The 22,941-nt window shown below is 63.3% G+C and carries 17 protein-coding genes; 6 read left to right on the top strand and 11 right to left on the bottom strand.

Annotation, left to right across the window (positions count from 1 at the left end; all coding sequences use genetic code 11):
- Positions 1–7: 7 nt before the first annotated feature.
- Complete coding sequence (locus ACPWMG_RS27260; RefSeq protein ID WP_483302597.1) at positions 8–1,969, bottom strand: secretin N-terminal domain-containing protein; 1,962 nt, start codon at positions 1,967–1,969, stop codon at positions 8–10.
- A gap of 358 nt (positions 1,970–2,327) precedes the next feature.
- Between ACPWMG_RS27260 and ACPWMG_RS27255 the strand changes: the two genes are divergently transcribed.
- From ACPWMG_RS27255 to ACPWMG_RS27245, 3 genes are all read left to right on the top strand, one after another.
- Positions 2,328–2,909: a PadR family transcriptional regulator gene (locus tag ACPWMG_RS27255; RefSeq protein WP_483302596.1), complete on the top strand. Its 582-nt coding sequence runs from the start codon at positions 2,328–2,330 to the stop codon at positions 2,907–2,909.
- 8 nt (positions 2,910–2,917) lie between these two features.
- Positions 2,918–3,763 (top strand): siderophore-interacting protein, encoded by an 846-nt coding sequence (locus ACPWMG_RS27250; RefSeq protein WP_483302595.1) that lies wholly within the window; start codon positions 2,918–2,920, stop codon positions 3,761–3,763.
- 224 nt (positions 3,764–3,987) lie between these two features.
- Positions 3,988–8,118 (top strand): EAL domain-containing protein, encoded by a 4,131-nt coding sequence (locus tag ACPWMG_RS27245; protein ID WP_483302594.1) that lies wholly within the window; start codon positions 3,988–3,990, stop codon positions 8,116–8,118.
- A gap of 3 nt (positions 8,119–8,121) precedes the next feature.
- Here ACPWMG_RS27245 and ACPWMG_RS27240 read toward each other — a convergent pair whose 3' ends face one another.
- Complete coding sequence (locus ACPWMG_RS27240; RefSeq protein WP_483302593.1) at positions 8,122–8,955, bottom strand: aldo/keto reductase; 834 nt, start codon at positions 8,953–8,955, stop codon at positions 8,122–8,124.
- Between the two features lie 26 nt (positions 8,956–8,981).
- Positions 8,982–10,181, bottom strand: a complete 1,200-nt coding sequence (locus tag ACPWMG_RS27235; RefSeq protein ID WP_483302592.1) for an MFS transporter — start codon at positions 10,179–10,181, stop codon at positions 8,982–8,984.
- A gap of 115 nt (positions 10,182–10,296) precedes the next feature.
- Between ACPWMG_RS27235 and ACPWMG_RS27230 the strand changes: the two genes are divergently transcribed.
- Positions 10,297–11,193: a LysR substrate-binding domain-containing protein gene (locus ACPWMG_RS27230; RefSeq protein WP_483302591.1), complete on the top strand. Its 897-nt coding sequence runs from the start codon at positions 10,297–10,299 to the stop codon at positions 11,191–11,193.
- A gap of 30 nt (positions 11,194–11,223) precedes the next feature.
- Here the strand turns inward: ACPWMG_RS27230 and ACPWMG_RS27225 are convergent, their stop codons facing one another.
- Positions 11,224–11,721, bottom strand: coding sequence for a GNAT family N-acetyltransferase (locus tag ACPWMG_RS27225; protein ID WP_483302590.1), 498 nt, complete (start codon positions 11,719–11,721; stop codon positions 11,224–11,226).
- A 292-nt stretch (positions 11,722–12,013) separates the two neighbouring features.
- A complete protein-coding gene (locus ACPWMG_RS27220; protein WP_483302589.1) occupies positions 12,014–12,670 on the bottom strand; it encodes a LysE/ArgO family amino acid transporter in 657 nt (218 codons plus the stop codon).
- 73 nt (positions 12,671–12,743) lie between these two features.
- Here ACPWMG_RS27220 and ACPWMG_RS27215 point away from each other — a divergent pair, with 73 nt between their 5' ends.
- Entirely contained in the window at positions 12,744–13,643 is a 900-nt protein-coding gene (locus ACPWMG_RS27215; protein WP_483302588.1) for a LysR family transcriptional regulator ArgP, read from the top strand.
- A gap of 6 nt (positions 13,644–13,649) precedes the next feature.
- Here ACPWMG_RS27215 and ACPWMG_RS27210 read toward each other — a convergent pair whose 3' ends face one another.
- The 5 genes from ACPWMG_RS27210 to ACPWMG_RS27190 all read right to left on the bottom strand — a co-directional run bounded on the left by ACPWMG_RS27210 (position 13,650) and on the right by ACPWMG_RS27190 (position 19,492).
- Complete coding sequence (locus tag ACPWMG_RS27210) at positions 13,650–14,852, bottom strand: MFS transporter (protein ID WP_483302587.1); 1,203 nt, start codon at positions 14,850–14,852, stop codon at positions 13,650–13,652.
- 113 nt (positions 14,853–14,965) lie between these two features.
- On the bottom strand, positions 14,966–15,610 hold the full coding sequence (locus tag ACPWMG_RS27205; RefSeq protein ID WP_483302586.1) for an ABC transporter ATP-binding protein: 645 nt from the start codon (positions 15,608–15,610) through the stop codon (positions 14,966–14,968).
- The gene (locus ACPWMG_RS27200) at positions 15,607–17,277 is read right to left on the bottom strand and encodes an ABC transporter permease (protein WP_483302585.1); all 1,671 of its coding nucleotides are present in this window, start codon (positions 17,275–17,277) and stop codon (positions 15,607–15,609) included. The genes ACPWMG_RS27205 and ACPWMG_RS27200 overlap by 4 nt, the downstream gene beginning before the upstream one ends.
- A 34-nt stretch (positions 17,278–17,311) precedes the next feature.
- Positions 17,312–18,361 (bottom strand): Fe(3+) ABC transporter substrate-binding protein, encoded by a 1,050-nt coding sequence (locus tag ACPWMG_RS27195; protein WP_483302584.1) that lies wholly within the window; start codon positions 18,359–18,361, stop codon positions 17,312–17,314.
- Positions 18,362–18,502: 141 nt separating this feature from the next.
- Positions 18,503–19,492 (bottom strand): ABC transporter substrate-binding protein, encoded by a 990-nt coding sequence (locus ACPWMG_RS27190; RefSeq protein ID WP_483302583.1) that lies wholly within the window; start codon positions 19,490–19,492, stop codon positions 18,503–18,505.
- 249 nt (positions 19,493–19,741) lie between these two features.
- Between ACPWMG_RS27190 and ACPWMG_RS27185 the strand changes: the two genes are divergently transcribed.
- Positions 19,742–20,194: a hypothetical protein gene (locus tag ACPWMG_RS27185; protein ID WP_483302582.1), complete on the top strand. Its 453-nt coding sequence runs from the start codon at positions 19,742–19,744 to the stop codon at positions 20,192–20,194.
- Between the two features lie 100 nt (positions 20,195–20,294).
- Here the strand turns inward: ACPWMG_RS27185 and gyrB are convergent, their stop codons facing one another.
- Positions 20,295–22,910, bottom strand: coding sequence for a DNA topoisomerase (ATP-hydrolyzing) subunit B (gene gyrB, locus ACPWMG_RS27180; RefSeq protein ID WP_483302581.1), 2,616 nt, complete (start codon positions 22,908–22,910; stop codon positions 20,295–20,297).
- Positions 22,911–22,941: the final 31 nt, after the last annotated feature.

Raw genomic sequence — 22,941 nt, 5'->3', positions numbered from 1 at the left:
GTACCGGTTACTTCGACAGTGGCGCTAAGTTCTTGCCCAGGCTCAGCGGCAGCAACAGCGGTGCGGGCTGGGGCGGCAACTGGTGGATGTCGTCCGGCAGGGCCTGTTGCTGCGCGCGGATGTAGTCGTAGCGGTCGAGCGACAACGCATTGCTCGCGGTCTCGTCAGGCATGACCACCGGGCGTAGAAACACCAGCAGATTGGTCTTCTTGCGCGAGCGGCTGATGCTGCGAAACAGCGCGCCCAGCACCGGCACATCGGCCACACCCGGCACCTGTGTAGCGTCGTCGCTGGTGCTGTCTTCGATCAAGCCGCCCAGCACAATGATCTTGCCGTCATTCACCATCACGCTGGACTCGATCGAGCGTTTGTTGGTGGTCGGCCCCAGTGTGCTGCTGGTCGAGGCCACGGACGAAGACTCCTGGTAAATCGTCATGCGGATGTTGCCGCTCTGGCCGATCTGCGGCTTGATGCGCAGCGTGATGCCCACGTCTTTGCGTTCTATCGTCTGGAATGGGCTGGAACTGGTGGTGCTGGTGTACGAGCCGGTGATGAAGGGCACGTTTTTGCCGACCACAATCTTCGCCTCTTCGTTGTCCAGCGTCACCACGTTGGCGGTCGACAAGATGTTCGTGCCCGACATCGATTCCAGCGCCGCTGCCACGGTGCCGAGTGTCAACGTGGTGCTGCTGCTGATGTCGAAGATGTTCGACCACTGCAGGCCTAGGTCTATGCTTTTGCTGGCGTCCACTTCCACCACCAGCGACTCGACAAACAACTGCGCGCGGCGCGAGTCCAGTTGCTCGATGATCTGCCGCATCTCTTTGAACTTGGGTTCGGGTGCGGTGATGATCAGCGCGTTGCTGGTGGGGTCGGCCTGGATGCCGCCGCCGGTGCTGGGTTGGGCGTTGGCGGTTATTGCGGTGGTCGATCCCGTGGATTCTTTGCTGCTGCTGGCGGTTGTGTCGCTGGAGACGGTGGCCGTGCTGGTCTTCGTCGCCGTTGCAGTGCTGGCGCCCGCAGCGCTGGCCGTGTCGGTCGGGAAGGCCGCGCGCAGCACCTGCGCCAAACGCACGGCATCGGTGTTTTTCAGATAGACCACACGCACGTTGCTGTTGCCGCGCGGCTGGTCGAGCCTGGCCACCAACGAGCGGATGAAAGCCAGTTGCGCCGGGTTGGGCGCACGCACGAGCAGGCTGTTGCTCTGTGTGTCGGCGACGATGGAGGCGCTGGTGGTGGATGCTGACGCTGCGCTGCCGCCAGTGGAGACAGCGTTGGCTGTGGTGGCAGCACCGGCTGTTTCACTGAGGCGCCGCACCGTCACCGCCAAGTCGGCGGCCGTTGCGTGTTGCAACGGCATCACTTCCACATCGGTAGCGCTCGGTGTGTCCAGCGCGGCAATGATGGTGCGCAGGCGCGCCAGGTTGTTGGCGTAGTCGGTCACCACCAGCGAGTTGTTGCCGGTATTCACGTTGATCACGTTGTTGGGGCTGATCAACGGTCGCAGCACCGGCAGCAGGTTGCTGGCGTTTTCAAAGTTCAGTTTGAAGATCTCGGTGACGATCTGGTCGCCGCGCACCTGATCGGTATTGACCCGCACCGAGGCTGACTGCAACTTGCCTTCGGCCTCGGGAATGATCTTGTAGAGCCCACTGCTCTCGACGACGGTGTAGCCCTGCAGGCGCAGCGCCGCCAAGAACTGCTCCCACGCCTGCGCGGGCGACACCGGGTCGTCGGTGTTCAGCGACAGCGTGCCTTTCACGCGCGGGTCGACCACGATGTTGTGGCGCGTGATCACGCTCAAGGTGCGGGCCACGCCCTCGATCTCGGCGTTGCTGAAGTTCATGGTCACCGGCTCTGATGCCAGCTCTGATGCGGCCTCTTTCGCAGCGTGGGCAGGCAGGGACAGCGCCAGGCTGCACAGCAGCGGAAGCGTCCAAGCACTTGGTGAAGAGCAGGTAGACAGCATGGGGGAGGAGACGCGAAGGAGGGGATGACGCAGAACAGGTCGGGTTGGGCGGTGAGAGGGCGCCCAAATGTGATCTGTGACCCGCGGCGGATTCTGCAGGTCGCATGTGGCGCGCAGGTATCGCTGACGTAATGCTTCTGCGTGCTTTGATGAAGATACGTGACGCCTTGGCTTTTTCGGGTTTTTTAACGCTTCTATTTTGATAGCTTTATGTGTATACCTGGAAAGCGAAATATGCGTTTTTGGCCTTGATAAATTTAACCCTTACGCGCCAAGGGCCGTCGGTTGAAGGCATTGCATTCGATGTAATTTAGATATATCGTAACAGTATCGATATATCTGAATAGAAAGTCTCATCATGCGTGACGCTCATCATTTCCATCACGGCCGCGTGCACGGTCGAGGCCCCGAATCCCATGGCCACGGTCGTGGTTTCGGGCATGAACACCCACTGGAAGGCGGCCGAGGTCGTGGCGGAGGCGGCAGCCGGGTGTTCGCTCACGGCGGCCTGCGCTTTGTGCTGCTGCAACTGATTGCCGACAAACCCAGCCACGGCTACGAACTCATCAAACAGATCGAAGACCGCATGCAAGGCCGCTATAGCCCGAGCCCCGGCGTGATCTACCCCGCGCTAACCTGGCTTGAAGACTTGGGCCACACCGCAGTGACCGCCGAAAGCGGCGGCCGCAAGCTCTACACCGTGACCGACGCCGGTCGCGAATACCTGCAAGCCAACCGCGAAGCTGCCGACGCCATGATGGCCCGCATGGGCGACGCCGGCAACAGCCTGGCGACGCGCCCGCCACAAGTGGTGCGTGCTTTGGAAAACCTGAAACTGGCCGTGCGCATGCGCCTGTCGCGCGCCCCTTTGACCGAAGAACAGGCCAACGCCTTTGCTGCCGTGCTCGACACCGCAGCGCAAAACCTCGAACGCTTATGAGCACCTCTATGAACACACCTTTGAACCCTGCCCTGGCCGAACTCTCCGGCCGCACCGCCCAACGTGTGCGCCATGAACTGCGCCGCCGCAACGTCCGCGTGGTGCGCAGCACGCGCCTCACGCCCGGCATGTTGCGCATCACCCTGGGTGGCGCCGAACTGCAGGGGTTTTACAGCCCCGGTTTTGACGACCACGTGAAGCTGTTTTTCCCCGACCCGGCCACCGGCGAATTCCATGCACCGCAACTCGGCCCGAATGGCGTCGAGTCGGCCCCCGATGCGCCGCGCCCCATCATGCGCGACTACACGCCGCGCCACTTCGACGCCCAGGCGTTGACGCTGGACATCGACTTCGCGCTGCACGAAGCCGGCCCCGCCACCCAGTGGGCGTTGCAGGCCAAAGTGGGCGACCCGCTGGTGATTGGCGGCCCGCGTGGTTCGTTCCTGTTGCCCACCGACTTTGACTGGCACCTGTTGGTCGGAGACGACACCGCTTTGCCTGCCATCGCCCGCCGTCTGGCCGAATTGCCGGCTGGCAGCCGTGCCATCGTGGTGGCCGAAGTCGACAACGCCGCGTGTGTGCAAAGCCTGCAAAGCGCCGCCGCGTTGCAAGTGCAATGGGTATTGCGTGACGGTGCCGCCGCAGGCGAATCCGCTGGCTTGTTGGCCGCATTGCAAGCACTGGCGTGGCCTGCCGGGGATTTTCATGCCTGGGTGGCCTGCGAGACTGGTGCCGCCAAGGCCTTGCGCAGTTATTTGCTGGCCGAGCGTGGTGCCCAACCCAAGTGGGTGAAAGCCGCCGGCTACTGGCGCCGTGGCAGCGTGGCGGTGCACGAAAACATCGACAACGAATAAGCCTACAGGCGCTTGCGCGACAACTTGGTGACAGATTGACAACAGGGCTTGGGTGAACCGTCCTTGACGGGCGCGAAGAGGTTTGTAACCATTCGTGTCGAAAACTTTACTTTCACTCCGGCGACCCTGTTGTTGATGCACCCAAGATTTCAAAACTTCAGACTAGCCACCCCGTCCAAAGCAGCCGCATGCGGCGTCTGCGGTGACCTGCCCTGCTTCTGCTCGTGGCACACCGCTTGATGAACGCCGACGGCATCTGGCTGGCCGCTGGCCTGGCGCCGCTGGTTCAAGTGGCAGCGCAAGCCTGCGGGGCTGAGGCTGCTGCATTGCTCGCCGTATGCGACGGTGCGCTGCGCGTGGTGTGCAGCGTGGGTGCTGATGATGCAGCGACGGATTGGGCGCAAACCTGCGCTGCCGAGGTATTGCGCACGGGCCAGCCGGTGCAGCAAGACGCGCCTGAGGGCCATGCCCTGCTGGGTTTGCCGTTGGAGCCCAATGCTGATGGCACTGTGCTCGGGGTGTTGGCAGTCAAGCTTCCCGCATTGGAAAGAGCCGCGCTGACCGAACCGGCGTTGGCCGTGCGTAGCGCGCAACTTCAAACCCTGCAATTACTGGCCCAGCACATGGCCGAGCGCCTGCAGTGGCACCAGCGTGAGGCCGACGCGCGCGAACACGTTGCCGCAGAGACGGTGATGGACGCACGCATCCGCACCAAGCTGCTGCACATCCAACAAGAAATGGCTGAGCTGCAAGGCGAGATGGCACTGGGACGCGATGCCTTGTTGGGCCACATGGCCGACCGCCTGCTCGACCTGACCGGCGCCGACGGCTGTGCCATCGACTTGGTGGACGACGACGCCCTGGTGTGCAAGGCGGCCACGGGCGTATGCGCGCACCTGGTCGGGCAACTCATGCCGGTAGAGGCCGGCTTGGCGGGCATCGTGCTGCGCGACCAGGAGCTGCTCTACACGCCGGACGTATGGCAAAGCCCGGTGTCAAATCCGCTGGCCGCCCGTCTGCTGCCGCAGGTGCGCTCGCTGATGCTGGCGCCACTGCGCAACGGCGGCAACGCCGTCGGGGTGCTGCGGCTGCATTCGAACCGGGTGGCGGCCTTTGGGGAGCGTGAACGCAGCTCGCTGCAGGCGGTGGCCGAAACTTTGGGCGGTGCCATCCACCGTTATGGGTTGGCGCTGCAGGTCAAGGCGTCGAGCCAGCAGTACCGCATGCTGTTCGACCACAACCCGTGCCCCATGTGGGTCACGGCGCGCGACTCTCGGCGTTTTCTGGCGGTGAACCGCGCAGCGGTGCTGCACTACGGCTACAGCGAAGCCGAATTCTTGGGCATGACCGTGCACCAGTTGTGGCCTGCCTCCGACGCGGTGGAAATGGAACGCGCCCTGCTGGCCACGGCCAGCGCGGCCAAGGTGTTGGCGCTGCCGCGCCGCCACATCCGCAAAGACGGCACGGTGATCGAGATCGAGGTGTCGTCCGATGCCATCGACTTTGCCGGCCAACCCGCGCGCCTGGTGCTGGTGCAAGACGTCACCCTGCGCCGCCGCGCAGAACGTGAGTTCACCCGCCTGAGCCGCGCGCACCGCCTGCGCAGCGCCTGCAATGAAGCGCTGATCCGCGCCACCAGTGAAGAAGCCCTGCTGCACGCCATCTGCCAGGTGGCCGTAGACATCGGCGGTTATCGGCGTGTGTGGGTGGGTTACGCGCAAAAGCCGGTGCAGGAGCACCCGGATGACGTGCCGGTGTATTCGATCACCCGCGAGGCCGAGGCTGGCTATAGCGCGCCGTTTCTCGCTACGCTGCCGCTGAGCTGGCGCGCGGACGAAGACATGACCCTCAAGCCCATCATGCGCACCGTGCGTGACGCCGAGGTGGTGATCGTTGAAGACCTGATGCTGGAGCCCTTGTTCCAGTCGCGCCTGGCCGACCTGGCCGAAGCCGGCATTCGCGGCATGGCCAGCCTGCCGCTGCGCAACGGGGACGAAACGTTTGGCATGTTGTGCCTGTACGCCAGCGAAGTGGTGCAGATCAGCCAGGACGAAATTCGCCTGCTGCAACAACTGGCCGACGACCTGGCCTATGGCATTGCGCACCAGCGTGCGCAAGACAGCCAACGCCGGGTGCAGGCCGCCGTGTTGAAGATGGCGGCAGGTGTCTCGGCGTCCACAGGCACGGCTTTCTTTGAGCAACTGGTGCGCAACATGACCGAGGCGCTGGGCGCCCAAGCCGGGTTTGTGGCGCGTGTGGTGCCCACCTTGCCGGGTGGCGGCTGCCAGACGCAAACCATCGCCGCAGTGGTGGCGGGCGTTGCCGTACCGAAGTTGGTCATCCCCACTGAGGGCATGCCGTGGGACGACTGCTTTGACCAAGACACCAACCTGCATTGCGACCAGGTGTTGACCCGTTATCCCGCTGTGGCCGCCTTTGGTTTGCCCGATGTGCAGACTTGCTTGGCGCGCCCGTTGATGGGCGGCAATGGCGAGGTGCAGGGCCTGCTGGTGGCCTTGTTCCAGGAGCCGCCACTCGACAGCGAATTTGTGCATTCCACGCTGCAGATCTTTGCAGCCCGCGCCTCAGCCGAGCTCGACCGGCAGGAGTCTGATGCGCGCATCCAGCACCAAGCTTCGCTGCTCGACAAAGCGCAAGACGCGATCGTGGTGCGCGGACTCGACGCGCGCGTGATGTTCTGGAACAAGAGTGCCGAACGCATGTACGGCTGGAGCGCACAAGAGATGATTGGCCGGTCGGTGCTGACGCGCATTTACGACACGCCGCTGCAGTACCACCTGGCCAACGAAGCCCTGCTAGAGCGTGGCGAATGGCACGGCGAGATGGAGCAACGCTGCAAGGACGGCAGCACCTTGTGGGTGGAAGCGCGCTGGACGCTAGTGCGTGACGCGAACGACCAGCCGCATTCCATTCTGGCGATCAACACCGACATCAACCAACGCAAGCTGGCCGAGCGCGAAATCGAAAAACTTGCGTTCTTCGATACGCTGACCTCATTGCCGAACCGCCTGCTGTTGATGGACCGGCTGCGCAACGCGTTGTCTGACTGCGGCCGCACCGGCCGCGGTGGCGCCCTGTTGTTCATCGACCTGGACAACTTCAAAACGCTGAACGATTCTTTGGGCCACGACAGCGGCGACCAACTGCTGCGCCAAGTGGCGCAACGCCTGGCCAGTTGTGTGCGCGCCAGCGACACGGTGGCCCGTTTGGGTGGCGACGAGTTCGTGGTGCTGCTGGAGCGCCTGGGTGTTGATGCCCAAGAGGTCAGCCAGCAAACCAAGCTCCTGGCGGAAAAAATTCTGACCAGCCTGAGCCAGCCCTACCAGTTGCACGGCAACGAACACATCAGCACCTGCAGCATCGGCGCCACGCGCTTCAGCACGCCAGAAGATGTGGTGGGCGACTTGCTCAAGCAGGCCGACATTGCCATGTACCAGGCCAAGGCGGCGGGCCGCAACACCTTGCGCTTCTTCGACCCCGGCCTGCAAGCGGCGGTGATGGCCCGTGCCTCGCTGGAGAGCGAGCTGCGCGCGGCACTGGTGCAGGGCGATTTTCAGGCTTACTTTCAGCCCCAGGCCGGCGCAGGTGGCGTGTGCACAGGGGTTGAGGCGCTGGTGCGTTGGCGCCATGCGGTGCGCGGCATGGTGTCGCCGGCCGAATTTGTGCCCGTGGCCGAAGAAACCGGTTTGATTCTGGAGCTGGGCCGCCAGGTGCTGGAGCAGGCGTGCCAACTGCTGGCGCACTGGGCTGTCACTGACGGTGCAAACCAACTCACCGTGGCAGTCAACGTCAGCTCTCGTCAGTTCAAACATCCTGACTTTGTTATGCAGGTGGTGGAGACCTTGCGCGCCACGGGTGCGAATGCAGAGCGTCTGAAGCTGGAGTTGACGGAGACGATGCTTGTCGATGACGTGGAGATGGTGGTGGACAAGATGACCCAGCTCAAATCACTGGGCGTGCGCTTCTCGCTCGACGACTTTGGCACCGGCTACTCATCGTTGGCCTACCTCAAACGCTTGCCGCTCGACCAGTTGAAGATCGACCAATCGTTTGTGCGCGACGTGCTTACTGATCCCAACGACGCGGCCATTGTGCGCACCATCATCCGCCTGGGCCAAAGCATGAACCTGGCGGTGATCGCGGAAGGTGTGGAGACCGCCGAGCAGCGCGAGTTTTTAACACAGCATGGTTGCCTAGACTACCAAGGCTACTTCTTCAGCAAGCCGCTGCCGCCCGAGCAGGTTCACACCTTTGTCGCCAGCGCGCGCTTGCCTGTCGGCCCGGCCAGTCGGGCTAATGAAGACCCGCTGCAGGCGTTGTTGACCTTGATCTGAGGCTTAGTCCCAAGCTGGGGCCAAGCCATCGGGGCTGACCAGGCGCTTGTTCTGCGAGGTGAGTGCACTGATGCTGGCCATCTCGTCGGAGCTCAGTTCAAAGTCAAACACTTGGTAGTTAGACACGGCGCGCGCCGGCTGCACGGTCTTGGTCAGCGCCACCACATTCGGCTGCTGCACCAGCCAGCGCAGCACCACTTGCACCGCCGTTTTGCCGTGGCGTTGGCCTATTGTCTGCAGCAGCGGGTCGTGTACCACCGTGCCATCGGCCAAGCCGAAGTACGAGGTCACGGTCATGCCGAGTTGCTGGGCGGCGGCCATCACCTTGTCTTGGTTCAGGTAGGGGTGGTATTCGACCTGGTTGGTCACCAGCGGCGCAGCACTCAGGCGCGCGGCTTCTTCCATCATTTGCGTGTTGAAGTTGCTCACACCAATGTGTTGCGCCAGACCGGCCTTGTACACAGCGTTCAGGCCTTCGATGGTTTCGGCCAGCGGCACATTGGCGTTAGGCCAATGCAGGAGCAACAGGTTTACGTGGTCAGTGCGCAGCTTGCGCAGGCTCTCGTGTACCGAGGCTACCAGCGCATCGGCGCGGTAGTGTTCCACCCAGACCTTGGTGGTCAGGAAGATGTCGTTGCGTGGCACGCCTGCGTCCGCCATCGCGTCGCCGACTTCGGCTTCGTTGCCGTAGATTTGTGCGGTGTCGATGTGGCGAAAGCCTGCGTTCAGCGCGTGCGGCAAGATCTGCAGCACTTCTGCGCCGGGGATGCGAAAGGTGCCGAAGCCGAGCGAGGGAATGGTGGCCGGGCCGGTGCTCAGGGTTTTGGTCGTGGTCATGATGTGTTTCCTATCGAGTTCAAATTTCAGTGCGCGGCCACCGTGCGTTGGCTGCGTGGCATGGCGGGCAAGCGGCGGTCGAGCCAACCGCTGTAGGTGGTCAGGCCCAAGGCGCCCAGCACCACCAGGGCGCCAATCCACGGTGTGTGCAGCAGGCCCAGGTGTTCGACGATCAGGCCACCGCCCCAGGCGCCACCGGCGATGCCGAGGTTGAAGGCGGCGATGTTCAGGCCTGAGGCCACGTCTACCGCTTGGGGGGCCACACGTTCAGCCTGTTGCACCACATACACCTGCAAGCCCGGCACGTTGCCAAAGGCCACAGCGCCCCACACCAACACGGTGGCCAAGGCCAGCCATGGGCTGGCGGCGGTGAACGTCAACACAAACAACACGGCAGCCAAGCCGAAGAAGATGATTTGCAGTGCGCGGATGGCGCCGTGTTGGTCGGCCAGCTTGCCGCCCCAGATGTTGCCCACGGCCACCGACACGCCATACACCAGCAACACCAGGCTCACCGCGTTGGCGCTGAAGCCCGACACTTGCTGCAAGATCGGCGCGAGGTAAGTGAACGCGATGAACGAGCCGCCGTAGCCGAGTGCGGTGGTGGCATAGACCAGCAACAAACGCGGTTGGCCCAGCACCTTCACCTGTTGCAGCAGCGAAGCCGGCGGTTGGTGCGCAATGTTCTTTGGCACAAACAACAGGCTACCCACAAAGGCGATCAAGCCCAGAGCCGAGACGGCCAGGAAGGTTTGGTTCCAGCCAAAGTGCTGGCCAATGAAGGTGCCCAGCGGCACGCCGGTGACGAGTGCCACGGTGAGCCCGGTGAACATGATGGCAATGGCGCTGGCGGCCTTTTCTTTCGGCACCAGGCTGGTGGCGATGGTGGTGCCAATCGAGAAGAACACGCCGTGGGCCAGGCCCGTCAAAATGCGCGCCACCACCAGCGTGGTGTAGCCCGGCGCTTGCCAGGCCAGCAGGTTGCCGGCGGTGAACAACAGCATCAAACCCAGCAGCAGTTGTTTGCGGGGCACACGGCCGGTCAGGGCGGTGAGCACGGGCGCGCCAATGGCCACGCCCAGCGCGTAGAGGCTGACCAACAGGCCGGCCGATGGCAGGCTGACGTGCAGGTCTGCGGCGATGACGGGCAACAGCCCGACGATGACGAACTCGGTGGTTCCGATGGCGTAGGCGCTGATGGTCAGCGCCAATAAAGCAAGCGGCATGAGATGACTCCAGTTGAAGAATGGACTGGAGTGTGCGCGGAAGTCTTTTGCAGAAAAAGATGGTAATGGGCAAAATATCGTTGATCAAAAATCAACAATAAAGGGCGGCTATGCCATGAAAACCACGCTCGACGAGCTGCTGGCGCTGACCACGGTGGTCGACAGCGGCTCCATCACCGCCGCTGCCGCGCAGCTCGGCCAAACCACATCGGGCATCAGCCGCGCGCTCGGGCGGCTCGAAGAAAAGCTCGCCACCACTCTGCTCCAGCGCACCACGCGCCGCATTGAACTGACCGAAGAAGGCCACGCTTTTTTGGCGCAGGCGCGCAAAATTTTGGCGGCGGTGGACGAGGCCGAAGAACAAATGGCCGTGCGCCGCGAAAAGCCCGCCGGCCGCTTGCGCGTGAACGCCGCCACGCCTTACATGCTGCACGTGGTGGTGCCGCTGGTGGCCGATTTTCGCGCGCTGTACCCGGCCATCACGCTGGAGTTGAACAGCAGCGACCAGATCATCGACCTGCTGGAGCACCGCACCGATATCGCCATCCGCATCGGCACCCTGCAAGACTCCACGCTGCACGCGCGCCCCTTGGGCAGCAACCGGCTGCGCGTGCTGGCCAGCCCGGCTTACCTGAAGGCGCATGGCCGCCCCAAGGATGTGGCGGCGCTCGCCGGCCACACGCTGTTGGGATTTGCGCAACCCGCCCACCTCAACCGCTGGCCGGTACGCGATGCGGGTGGCGACGCTCTGGAGATCACGCCCGCCGTCATCGCATCGAGTGGCGAAACCCTGCGCCAACTGGCTTTGGCTGGCGCCGGTGTGGTGTGCCTGGCCGACTTCATGACCCGCACCGACCGGCAACGGGGCGATCTGGTGCAAGTGCTGCCGCGCGACACCTTGGAGGTGCGCCAGCCGGTGCACGCGGTGTACTACCGCAACACCGCGCTGGCGGCGCGCATCGCGTGTTTTCTGGACTTCATGGCGGCGCGCTTGGCCGAACAGACGGAGTGACCGGGTGACGCTGCGTAGCGAATGGGTACTCTACAGGGCTAGCACCATTTCATGCCAGGCAATGCCGCCGTGCGCCGACTCGGAAGGCCGCTCGTAGCGGTAACCCATCTTCTCGTACAGCGCCACGTGGTGCGTGCGGCACATCAGGTGAATCGCCTCTTTGCCCTGCCCGCGCATGTGGGCGATGAAGCGCTGCATCAGCAAGCTCGACCAGCCTTGGCCCTGGAAGTCCGGGTGCACTACCACTGACATGATCACCACCTGTGGCCCGGCCGGGTCGTGGCCGATCAGTTCCTTGAAGGCCTCATCGGCCATGTGCACTTCGAACGCGCAACCCGAGTTGATGAAGCCCGCGATCACGCCCTGCACCTCCAGCACCAGAAAACCTGCGGGGTACTGGGCAATGCGCGTGGCGATCTTCTCGCGCGTGGCAGCCTCGTCGCCCTCGTACGCAGTGGTTTCGATGTGGAAGCAGCGGTCTACATCGGCGGAGGTGGCGTGGCGGCAGGTGTGGTCAGGTCTTGTCATGAGACCGTGGAGTCTAGGGCCTGTTAACACTATGGATGGGAGCGCGAACGTGATTAAAAAACCGCCAATCAAGGCGCACGGCGACGGCCAGGCGTCCGCCTGGCCTAGGCGGGCAACGCGGAGTGGCGGTTTTTTAACCACGTTCCCTTCGGGTTGCGGCCCAAAAGACCAGCCGCATCGTTGCAAAGCCTTGCCGGGGTTCACCCCGGCTGCGTTTTGCGCCTCGCCTCTGGCCTTTTGGACTCGCAACGCGTCTCCCATCCATAGTGTTAACAGGCCCTAGTCATTTGGCCTACAGCGCTGCAAACAAGCCAAAGGCTTGTCGCGCCACCACCACGCCCAGCACCGCCATCATCAGCGCCACCGTCGCGTCGATCCAACGCCAGGCGCTGGGCCGGTTCAGCCAGGGGGCCAGCATGCGCGCGCCAAAGCCCAGGGCGGTGAACCACACCAGGCTGGCGCAGGCCGCGCCGGCGACGAAAAACCAACGTGCCTGCCCCGGCTGGGCCGCGCCCACCGAGCCCATCAGCATGAAGGTATCGAGGTACACGTGTGGGTTGAGGAAGGTGAAGGCGCTCAACTGCAGCATCACGCCACCCAGGGTGACGGTGCGCCCCGTGTTGCCCGCGACCTGCAGCGCGTGGTGTTGCAGCGCGCGGCGCATGGCCAGGGCTGAATAGACGAGTAAGAAGACGGCGCCGCCCAAGGCTAGCCACGCTGCGAGGGCCGGGCTGGCCGCCAGTACTTGCGACATGCCAGCCACACCGGCGAACACCAGCACGGCATCGGCCAGGGTGCAGAAGGCCACCACGGGCAGCACATGTTCGTTGCGCAGGCCCTGGCGCAGCACAAATGTGTTTTGCGCGCCAATGGCGACGATCAGGCCGAAGCACAAGGCCAGGCCACGGGTGAAGGCGGAGAGATCGGAGGCTTGGAGGACATGCAACATAGGCGCGAAGAATGCCAGCGCGCAACTGTTTAGCCCAGTTAAACTTTCTACCGATCATTAAGGGTTGCTAAATATGCTCGACTACGTTTCCCTTGAAGCCTTGTCGCAGGTGGTGCGCCAGGGCAGCTTTGAGCGTGCGGCGCGGGCCCTGCACGTCACGCCCTCGGCGGTGTCGCAACGCATCAAGCTGCTGGAAGAACGGCTGGGCCTGGCGCTGGTGGTGCGCGGCACGCCTTGCACAGCCACCGAGGCCGGCCATTGGCTGTGCCGCCACATGGAGCAGGTGGGCATGCTGGAGGCCGAGCTACAAGGCAACCTGCCCGCGCTGGCGGCACTGCGCAGCGCCGACCAACGCGTGACGCTGCGCGTGGCCGTCAACGCCGATAGCCTGGCCACGTGGTTCATCACCGCCGCCGCCGCCTTCACGCAAGACGCGCCTGCGCTGCTCGACATCAGCGTGGACGACCAAGACCACACCGCCCAATGGCTGCGCGACGGCACGGTGCTGGCGGCGGTGACCAGCGACGTGTTGCCCATCCAAGGCAACCGCGCCGTGCCGTTGGGCCGCATGCGTTACGTGGCCGTGGCCAGCCCGGCATATGTGGCGCGCCACTTTGCGCGCGGCATCAACGCAGACAGTCTGGCGCTGGCGCCCTGCCTGGCCTTCAACCGCAAAGACCAATTGCAGGCGCAGTGGGCCGAAAACGCCTGCGGCCAACGCGTGGAAATGCCGCAGCACTGGCTGCCCTCGTCGCCTGGGTTTGTGAGCGCCAGCCTGGCACACATGGGCTGGGGCATGTGCCCGGTGGACGATGTGCGCCAGCACCTCGACAGCGGAACCCTGGTGCGCCTGCTGCCGGGCAGCGACTTGCTGGTGCCGCTGGCATGGCAACACGCGCGGCTGAAGATTCCCATGCTCGACCGGCTGACCGATGCCGTGGTGGCCGCCGGGCGGCGGGTGTTAGAGGCCTAGTGTGCGTTACTTGATGCGTGCGGCTACAAGAGCAAGCAACGCCATCAAGCCCGTCAGCGCCAAGATCACCCCACCCGCCGTCCACTGGGCGGCAAACGCGCCGATGGCCAAGCCCGCGATAGGTTGCGTGAGGTTGTTCAGCATCGCCATCACGCCGGTGGTCTTGCCGAAGTCCGCCAGCGGAATGAGCTTTTGCCGCGTGCTGCGCAGGTAGACGTTGAACATTTTGTCGAAGCCAATCACCAGCAGATAACCCACCGCATAACCCCACGCGCTGGCGCTGAAGGCCGTGAGCAGGCCGCCCAAAAGCATCAAAGCAAAAGCAGCAATCCCCAAGCGGCGCACCGGCACGGCGATGTGTGCAATGCCCATCAAGATGACCGCGGTGGCAATGGCGCCCCCCGTTTGCAGCACACCGTAGCGGGCGGCCGACTGCGCGTGCTGGCCGGTGAAGAGCGCCGCAGACGAGGCCAGCGTGACACCCACCACCAGGTTGATGCCGGCCGCCTCAATCACCAGCTTGCGCAGACCCGGCGTGATGACGATGTGGCGCAGCCCGCCCCACATGGCGTGCCATGCGCTGGCCTGGCTGGCGCCGCGTGCATGCAGCGGCACGCGGTTGGTGTGCTGCCACCACAACAAGGCCAGGTCGCCTAGCAAAAAGATCCCAGCGGTAGCGGCGACTGCCGAGGGCCATTGCCACAGCGCGAGCAAACCCGCTGCCACCACCGGCCCCAGCACGGCGCCCACCTGGTCGGCGGTTTGCGAATAGGCCAGCACCTTCTCAAACCGGTGGCGCTGAAACGCCTGCGGCAAGATCACCTCGCGCGCCATGGCGCCCTGCGTGGTCAACACGCCGCAGATGACCGACAACGCAATCAACCAGCCGAGCCCGCCGATCACGGCGCCACCAATTGCGCCGCTCACACACACCAGTGCGCGCCACAACTGGCTCCAACGCATCAAGCGCACCGGCGATATGCGGTCGCAGAGCGCGCCGCAAATGGGAAACGACAAGAAGCGCGGAAACGCCTCCAACGCAAACGCCAGGCCCGACCACCCCACATCGCTGGTGGTTTGAAACACCACTAACGGCCCCAGGAACAGCAACACCTGGTCGGCGATTTTGGAGAGGAACAGCGACGCTAAGAACGCAGAGAAATTGCTGTGCGGATGGGCCACTTCTGCGGCGCCGAGTGATGAGGGCATGGCGGGCGATTGCGATGCAATCCAACTGAATGAGGCCGCAGTGTGCGTGAGTTTGCGGTTGCGCGGGTTCCGAAACGGTTACGACTTTACAGCCACCGCTCCCAGCCGCATGCTCACAACACCCGCACCTGATCGGCCATGGTGTGCGCCTCGGCCTCGTTGTGCGTGACCAGCACCGCGGTCTGCCCTGCGCGGTGCAAGATGTCGCGCACCTCGACCGACAAGCGCTCGCGTGTGCTGCTGTCGAGGTTGGAGAACGGTTCGTCCAGCAGCAGCAAGGCCGGTGTGGGCGCCATGGCGCGGGCCAGCGCCACACGTTGTTGTTGGCCGCCGGATAACTCGTGCGGATAACGTCGGCCCGCATCGAGCAGGCCCACCAGGGTCAACATGTCGGCGACACGCGTGGCGATGTCGGCTGCGGCCAAACGCCGCAAACCAAAGGCCACGTTCTGCGCGGCGGTGAGGTGTGGGAACAGCGCGTATTCCTGGAACATCATGCCCACTCGGCGGCGCTCGGGCGGCAGGTGCACTTGCGGCGAAGACAGCACTACATCGCCCAGCCGAATGCTGCCCGCGCTGAGCGGCTCAAACCCGGCAATGGTGCGCAGCACGGTGGTCTTGCCGCAACCCGAAGGCCCAAGCAGGCAAGCGATTTGCCCGGCTTCCACGCTCCAAGAAAAGTCTTGCACGGCCACGTGCGGGCCGTGTGCGCCCTGGTAGGTTACGCGTAGGTTGTCGATGCTGAGGACGGCGGTCATGAGAGGTTTTCCAGCGGATTAGCGGCTTCTGCGGTGGCGGTGCCGAGTTGGGTGCGTGCCAGCACCACCACCGGCAGCAGGCCGGCCAGTACGATCAACAACGCGGCGATGGCGCCCTCTTCGTAGGTGCCGCGCGCGGCTTCGGCGTAGAGCCAGGTGGCCAGTGTGTCGAAGTTGGCGGGGCGCAGCAGCAGCGTAGCGGGTAGCTCTTTCATGGTGTCGACAAACACCAGCAAGGCACCCACGGTGATGGCCGGGCGCAGCAGCGGCAGGTGCACGCGGCGCAGCGTGCCGGTGGCCGTTTCGCCCAGCAGGCGCGCGGCCTGTTCCAGTGGCGCGGGAATGCGCGCCAGGCCGGCTTCCATGCCACCAATTGGCATGGCCAGGAAGCGGATCACACACGCCGCCGCCAACACGGCACCAGCACCCATGAGCGGCAAACCGGGCAGGCCAAAAACCTCGGCCAGCTGTGCGTCGACAAACAGCGCGGGCGTCAACAAACCAATCGCCAACACCGTGCCGGGAATGGCATAGCCCAATGAGGCCGCGCGCGCTTGCCAATGGTGGGTGTTGGGGCGCGAGCCGATGCGGCGGCAGGCCCAGGCCACGACCAGGCCGCTGGCCACGGCGATACACGTCACGCCCAACGCCAGCGTCACGGTGTTGCCCAAGCTGGCCCACAGCCCTGCAGAGGGTTGATAACCCTGGAGCAAACGCTTGGCGGTTTCAGATACGAGATACGCTGCTGGCGCGCCGAAGCCAATGACCACGGGCGCAGTGGCCGCAGCCGTTGCGGCCCACGCTTTGGCGCCATGCAGCGGGTGCGGCGCCACGGCGCGCATGCGCTGTACCGAGCCAAACTGGCGGTGGCGTCGGCCATGCCGTTCCAGCGCCACCAGGGCGATGACAAACAGCATCATGGTGCAGGCGATTTGTGCCGCACCCGCCAGGTCGGAGCGCGTGATCCAGGTGGTGTAGATGGCCACGGTCAACGTGTTCACGCCGAGGAACTCAGAGGCGCCAATGTCGTTCAGTGTCTCCAGCAACGCCAGGCTCAAGCCCACCGCCAAAGCCGGGCGTGCCATGGGCAAGGCCACACGGCGAAACGCGCCCCAGCGGCCTTCGCCCAGTGTGCGTGCGGCCTCCAACAGGTGTGCGGGTTGTGTCATGAACATGGCGCGTGCCGCTAGGTACACATAGGGGTAGAGCACAAAGCCAAGTACAAAGATGGCGCCGCCCATGGAGCGCAAATCGGGCAAGCGAAACTGGCGCGGGTTGTCGAATCCCAGCAGCCAACGCACGGCACCCTGCACCGGGCCAATGGGGTGCAGCAAGTCGAGGTAGGCAAACGCCACGATGTAGGTGGGCATGGCCAGCGGCAGTAGCAGCGCCCAATGCAGCACGCTGCGGCCGGGGAAGCGGTAGGCCGTCACCAGCCAGGCGCAGCCGGTGCCCACCACCAGCACCACCGCGCCCACACCGGCCAACAGCATGGCGGTGTCGAGCGCGGCTTGGGGCAAGACGTTGTGCGCCAGGTGCGCCCAATGCGCAAAGTCGCCGCCCAGCGCAATCCAGGCGAGCGACGCCACGGGCATCAACACGCCGAGTGCGATCACTAGCGTGGCCAAACGCCAAATGCCACCGACGGCTTGCAACCGGGGTGGCATTTTCAAACGCGCCCCGAAGGGCGCCGAAACGGCATCACTTGTCGAAGCCAACCTTGTCGACCAACACGCTGGCCTGCTTGCGGTACTTGGCAATCTCGGTCAACGGCGGCGGGTCGACCTTCAGCTCACCAATCGTTTTGCCGATGATGGGGTCGAGCGTCACACCCTTGCGCACGGGGTATTCGTAGTTGGCATCGGCGTACAAAGCTTGCGCCGATTCAGACGCCAGGAATTCCAGCAGCTTGACGGCGTTGTCGCGGTTCGGCGCGTTCTTGGCCACCGAAGCACCGCTGATGTTGACATGCGTGCCGCCCGATTTGCTGTTGGCAAACGTGGGCTTCACCACTTGAATCGCATCGCCCCACTTGCGCGCATCGGTGCCTTCTTTGGACGACTTCATTTGGCCCACGTAATACGAGTTGGCCAGGCCCACATCGCAAATGCCGCCCAGAATGTCGCGTGCCACATCGCGGTCGCCACCGGTAGCTTTGCGCGCCAGGTTGGCCTTCACGCCGCGCAGCCATTGCTCGGCCTTGGCCTCGCCGTCGTGCGCAATCATCGAGGCCACCAAGGCGGTGTTGTACGGGTGCTGGCCTGCGCGAATACACACCTTGCCCTTCCACTTTGGGTCGGCCAGGTCTTCGTAGCGGAAGGCGCCGAGCTTCAAGTCTTTCTGCGCGTAGAGCACACGGGCGCGCATCGACAAGGCAAACCATTGGCCGTCTGCGCCGCGCAGGTTGGCGGGGATGGCACTGTTCAGGCCAGCCGAGTTCACCGGCTGCGTCACGCCACCTTCGACCAAATCCATCAGGTTGCCAATGTCCACCGTCATCAACACGTCGGCAGGCGAGCGTGTGCCTTCGGCCTTCACGCGTTCCAGCAGGCCGTCTTTCACGAACACGGTGTTGACCTTGGTGCCAGTGGTGGCGGTGAATGCGGTCAACAGCGGTTGCACCAGACCCGCTTCACGCGTGGTGTAGAGCGTGACTTCACCTTGGGCAAAGGCCGGCAAAGCGCTGGCGGCAAAGAGTACCGAGGCGATGGCAGCGGTGCCCGTGAAGTGCTGGAAGGTGCGTTGGCGCATGAAGTCCCTTGTTGAATTTTTGCAACCGTGAATGGCGCCCAAACACAAGGCTGGGCGGTCTAGTTGCGAAAGATTATCAACCGCAGGTTTGCCAAAATAACCGCAAAAACCTACGTGTTAAAGGGACGTCTAGTGCGGCCTCTAGATGCTGTAGCTCTCGTAAGTCGAAGGGTGGAACAGCTCTTCCACAGGCACTAACCGTTCCGACAAACCCTGCGCATGGTGGTGGCGCACAAAGGCTTCCAGCGTCTTGCGCGCAGGTGCCACACCGTACGACCAATAGTCTTCGCCCATGCTTTCGCGTGCAGCCTTGAGTTGCTCTTCCACAAACGGCAAGGTCACTTTGGTGGCCGAGGTGTCGCTCAACAAGGCCAGTGCCGCCGCCTTGGATTGGGTGAAGGCCTTCACCACCGCGCCGGGCAACCACGGGTGTTGCTGCGCCAGTTCTTTGCGAATGCCCACCACGTGCATGATGGGGAAGATGCCGGTGCGTCGGTAGTAGTCTTTGGCCACGGCGGTGGGGTCGTCGAACAGCCAGCCGATGTGCGGGTTGCGTAGCGCCGATGCGCTGGGTGGGCGCGGGCCGATGAAGCCGTCGATCTCGCCACGGTCGAGCAACTCTGAAATCGTGCTGCCTTCCGGGGCGGCTTCCACATGCACGTTTGGCGGCAGTTGCAGTTTGATCTTTTCGGGCCGCCCCGGCGTGTCGATGCCGCCGCGCACCCAGGTCACGTCTTCTGGCCGCACACCAAAATCGTCTTGCAGAATGGCGCGTGCCCAAACGTTCGCAGTGAGTTGGTACTCGGGCAAACCCACGCGGCGCCCCTTCAAATCTTGCGGCTTGGTGATGCGGTCTTTGCGCACGTAAATCGACGTGTGCCGAAATGCGCGCGACAAGAAAATCGGCACCGCGATGTAAGGGCAGTCGCCTTTGGCATGCTTCACCAAGTAGCTGGAGAACGACAACTCGGCAATGTCGAAGTCCATGCTGCGCATCGCGCGGAAAAACATTTCTTCCGGGTTCAGCAGCATGTAGACCGGGTCGACGCCGTCGATCAGCACCCGGCCATCAAACAGCGCGCGGGTGCGGTCGTAGTCGCCCATGGCGACAGAGAGTTGGAGTTTGGGCATGGTGTTGGGTGTCTCTTGGTTTTAGCGGATGGCGCGGGTTCTGCACCCAGCACCGCGCGTTTTTGTTTAAATCTTAGGATGCTAAGAGTTTATCGCGTTGCCCGGGGAATGGAATAGTCAGCGTGCGAAAGGTATGCATTCATTCTTTGCACCTAAACGTTTGAAGCTCGCCGTTTGGTTTGGCGCAGCGTGCAGCCATCAACCGCAACCGAGACCCCACAAACCGCAATTGCCGTTTAAACTTTTTCCATGACCACCGTGCTTCTCCAGCCATCGACCCCGTCCGATAAACCCAATGCGCGCACCGAAGCCGCACTGGAGCGGCTGCGCAAGGCCATGGCCGACATCGAAGCCGAAATCAACGCGCACAACGGTATCTACCCGTTCAACCACGGGCGCGTGACCCAGTCTGAACTGTGCCGCCGCGCCGACGTGAAAAAGGCGACCTTGCAGAACCCACTGCACAAAGACACCACACGGGTGGAGATCATGCGATGGCTGGGCGGCCTGGCCACACTGTTGGCACAAACGCGCGACGGCACCCGAGAGCGCGTGACCGAAGTGGCCGACAACCTTGCCGCTGAAGTAGCGCGCTTGACGCAGGCCTATGAGGCGGTATCGGCGCGCCTTGTCGAAGCAGAGCGATTGATCGAACAGCTCCGAGCAGAAAATGTCGCGCAGCGGAATCAATTGGGGCTGTAGCGCTGAGCCGCCTCACAGCGTGCGGCTGCAATTAAAAAGCCCATAAGTTTTTCAACTTATGGGCTTTGGGTTTTTCAGCTCATGAGGCTGTCAAAAAATTTTAAACGTCGATGTTGCCCGCGCGCAAGGCGTTGGTTTCGATGAAGTCGCGACGGGGTTCCACATCGTCGCCCATCAGCATGGTGAACACACGGTCGGCCTCAATGGCGTCGTCGATCTGCACGCGCAGCAGGCGGCGGACGGTGGGGTCCATGGTGGTTTCCCACAGCTGTGCAGGGTTCATTTCGCCCAAGCCTTTGTAGCGCTGGCGGCTGGTGGATTGCTCGGCCTGGGTGATGAGCCAGCGCATGGCTTGGCGGAAGTCGCTGACGCGCTCTTCCTTCTGGCGTTCGCCTTCGCCACGCGTGACGCGGGCACCTTCGCCCAGCAGGTCGCGGAAGGTGTTGGCGGCTTCGGCCAGCGAGGCGTAGTCGGCGCCATGCACAAAGTCTTGCGTGAGCACGCTGCTCTTGATGTTGCCGTGGTGGCGGCGGCTGATGCGCAGGATGGGTTTGTCGGTGCGCACGTCAAACTCGCCGCTGACTTCGGCGCCGCTGCCCAGCGCGCGCAGGCTGGCTTGCAGGGCCACAGCAGAGGCTTCGGCATCGGCCACGGTGTCGAGGTTCAGGCTTACGCCATCGGCGATGGAGCGCAGGGCTTCGGCGTCGAGGAAGTTGCTCAGGCGGGCGATCACCGCTTCGGCTACTTGGTGCTTGCGCGCCAGCTCGGCCAGCGTGTCGCCCGTGAGTGTGGTGTTGGCGCTGCCGCCGGTGTGCACGGTGGCGTTGATCAGGGCAATGCGCAGCAAGAAGCCATCGAGCGCGCTGGCGTCTTTGAGGTACAGCTCTTCTTTGCCGGCCTTCACTTTGTAGAGCGGCGGCTGGGCAATGTAGATGTGGCCGCGTTCCACCAGCTCGGGCATTTGGCGGTAGAAGAAGGTCAGTAGCAGCGTGCGGATGTGGGCGCCGTCAACGTCCGCATCGGTCATGATGATGATACGGTGGTAGCGCAGCTTGGCGACGTTGAAGTCGTCCGCGCCGGTCTTGGCGTCGCCACCGCTGGCGTTACCGATGCCGGTGCCGAGTGCGGTGATCAGCGTCAAGATTTCATTGCTGGTGAGCAGCTTCTCATAACGTGCTTTTTCCACGTTCAAGATCTTGCCGCGCAACGGCAGGATGGCCTGGAACTTACGGTCGCGGCCCTGCTTGGCAGAGCCACCGGCGGAGTCACCCTCGACGATGTAGATCTCGCACATGGCGGGGTCTTTTTCCTGGCAGTCGGCCAGCTTGCCGGGCAGGCCCATGCCGTCGAGCACGCCCTTGCGGCGCGTCATGTCGCGCGCCTTGCGTGCGGCTTCGCGGGCACGAGCGGCTTCAATGATTTTGCCGACGATGATCTTGGCGTCGTTCGGGCGTTCTTGCAGGTAGTCGAACAGCAGCTTGCTGACGATGTCTTCCACCGGGCCGCGCACTTCGGAGCTGACCAGCTTGTCTTTGGTCTGGCTGCTGAACTTGGGTTCGGGCACCTTCACGCTCAGTACGCAGGTCAGGCCTTCGCGCATGTCGTCGCCGCTGACTTCAACCTTGGCCTTCTTGGCCAATTCGCTGTCGTCGATGTACTTGTTGATGACGCGCGTCATGGCGGCGCGCAGGCCGGTCAAGTGGGTGCCACCGTCGCGTTGCGGAATGTTGTTGGTGAAGCAGAGCACTTGTTCGTTGTAGCCGCTGTTCCACTGCATGGCCACTTCCACGCCGATGTTGGTGCCCTGGTCGCTTTGGCGGTCGCCCATGGCGTGGAACACGTTGGGGTGCAGAACGGTTTTGCCTTTGTTGATGAAGTTCACAAAGCCTTGCACGCCACCGGCGCCGGCGAAGTCGTCTTCCTTGCCGGTGCGTTCGTCTTTCAGGCGAATGCGCACGCCGTTGTTCAGGAAGGACAGCTCGCGCAGGCGCTTGCTCAGGATCTCGTAGTGGAAGTCGCTGTTCTGCTGGAAGATTTCGGTGTCGGGCAGAAAGTGCACTTCGGTGCCGCGCTTTTCGGTGTCACCAATGACCTTCATGGGCGAGACTTCCACGCCGTTCACCACTTCGATGATGCGGTTCTGCACGAAGCCTTTGCTGAACTCCATGACATGCACTTTGCCGTCGCGGCGGATGGTCAGGCGCAGCATTTTGGAGAGCGCGTTCACGCAGCTCACACCCACGCCGTGCAAGCCGCCCGAGACCTTGTAGCTGTTCTGGTTGAACTTGCCGCCGGCGTGCAATTCGGTCAGCGCGATTTCTGCCGCGCTGCGCTTGGGTTCGTGTTTGTCGTCCATCTTGACGCCGGTGGGAATGCCCCGCCCGTTGTCGACCACGCTGACCGAGTTGTCAGAGTGGATGGTGACCAAGATGTCGTCGCAATGGCCGGCGAGTGCTTCGTCGATGGAGTTGTCGACCACTTCGAACACCAGGTGGTGCAACCCAGTGCCGTCGGACGTGTCGCCGATGTACATGCCGGGGCGTTTGCGCACCGCTTCCAGCCCTTCCAGAATCTGGATAGCGCCTTCGCCATAGGCCTCGGATGCACCGGCTTGGTTGGTGTCAATCTTGGGCTGGTAGTTGGAGCTGTCCGCGTTGTCGGCACCGGTGAAAGTGCTTTCAGCGTTGGGATCAATGGGCTGGTTTTCTGCGGTCATAACGGTCGGATCTCAATCTCTTTATGGACCA

Source organism: Hydrophilobacter chitinilyticus, assembly GCF_049860745.1.
Classification (GTDB): Bacteria; Pseudomonadota; Gammaproteobacteria; order Burkholderiales; family Burkholderiaceae_C; genus Rhodoferax_B.
Note: the sequence above shows the minus strand (reverse complement) of the source record. Positions and strands in the feature narration are given on the sequence as shown.

Coding starts and splice junctions, on each gene's coding strand:
- ACPWMG_RS27230 (WP_483302591.1), top strand. CDS start 10,297: ATGAAAACCACGCTCGACGAGCTGCTGGCGCTGACCACGGTGGTCGAC.
- ACPWMG_RS27250 (WP_483302595.1), top strand. CDS start 2,918: ATGAACACACCTTTGAACCCTGCCCTGGCCGAACTCTCCGGCCGCACC.
- ACPWMG_RS27200 (WP_483302585.1), bottom strand. CDS start 17,277: ATGCCACCCCGGTTGCAAGCCGTCGGTGGCATTTGGCGTTTGGCCACG.
- ACPWMG_RS27235 (WP_483302592.1), bottom strand. CDS start 10,181: ATGCCGCTTGCTTTATTGGCGCTGACCATCAGCGCCTACGCCATCGGA.
- ACPWMG_RS27240 (WP_483302593.1), bottom strand. CDS start 8,955: ATGACCACGACCAAAACCCTGAGCACCGGCCCGGCCACCATTCCCTCG.
- ACPWMG_RS27260 (WP_483302597.1), bottom strand. CDS start 1,969: ATGCTGTCTACCTGCTCTTCACCAAGTGCTTGGACGCTTCCGCTGCTG.
- ACPWMG_RS27255 (WP_483302596.1), top strand. CDS start 2,328: ATGCGTGACGCTCATCATTTCCATCACGGCCGCGTGCACGGTCGAGGC.
- ACPWMG_RS27185 (WP_483302582.1), top strand. CDS start 19,742: ATGACCACCGTGCTTCTCCAGCCATCGACCCCGTCCGATAAACCCAAT.
- ACPWMG_RS27225 (WP_483302590.1), bottom strand. CDS start 11,721: ATGACAAGACCTGACCACACCTGCCGCCACGCCACCTCCGCCGATGTA.
- ACPWMG_RS27190 (WP_483302583.1), bottom strand. CDS start 19,492: ATGCCCAAACTCCAACTCTCTGTCGCCATGGGCGACTACGACCGCACC.
- ACPWMG_RS27215 (WP_483302588.1), top strand. CDS start 12,744: ATGCTCGACTACGTTTCCCTTGAAGCCTTGTCGCAGGTGGTGCGCCAG.
- ACPWMG_RS27210 (WP_483302587.1), bottom strand. CDS start 14,852: ATGCCCTCATCACTCGGCGCCGCAGAAGTGGCCCATCCGCACAGCAAT.
- gyrB (WP_483302581.1), bottom strand. CDS start 22,910: ATGACCGCAGAAAACCAGCCCATTGATCCCAACGCTGAAAGCACTTTC.
- ACPWMG_RS27195 (WP_483302584.1), bottom strand. CDS start 18,361: ATGCGCCAACGCACCTTCCAGCACTTCACGGGCACCGCTGCCATCGCC.
- ACPWMG_RS27205 (WP_483302586.1), bottom strand. CDS start 15,610: ATGACCGCCGTCCTCAGCATCGACAACCTACGCGTAACCTACCAGGGC.
- ACPWMG_RS27220 (WP_483302589.1), bottom strand. CDS start 12,670: ATGTTGCATGTCCTCCAAGCCTCCGATCTCTCCGCCTTCACCCGTGGC.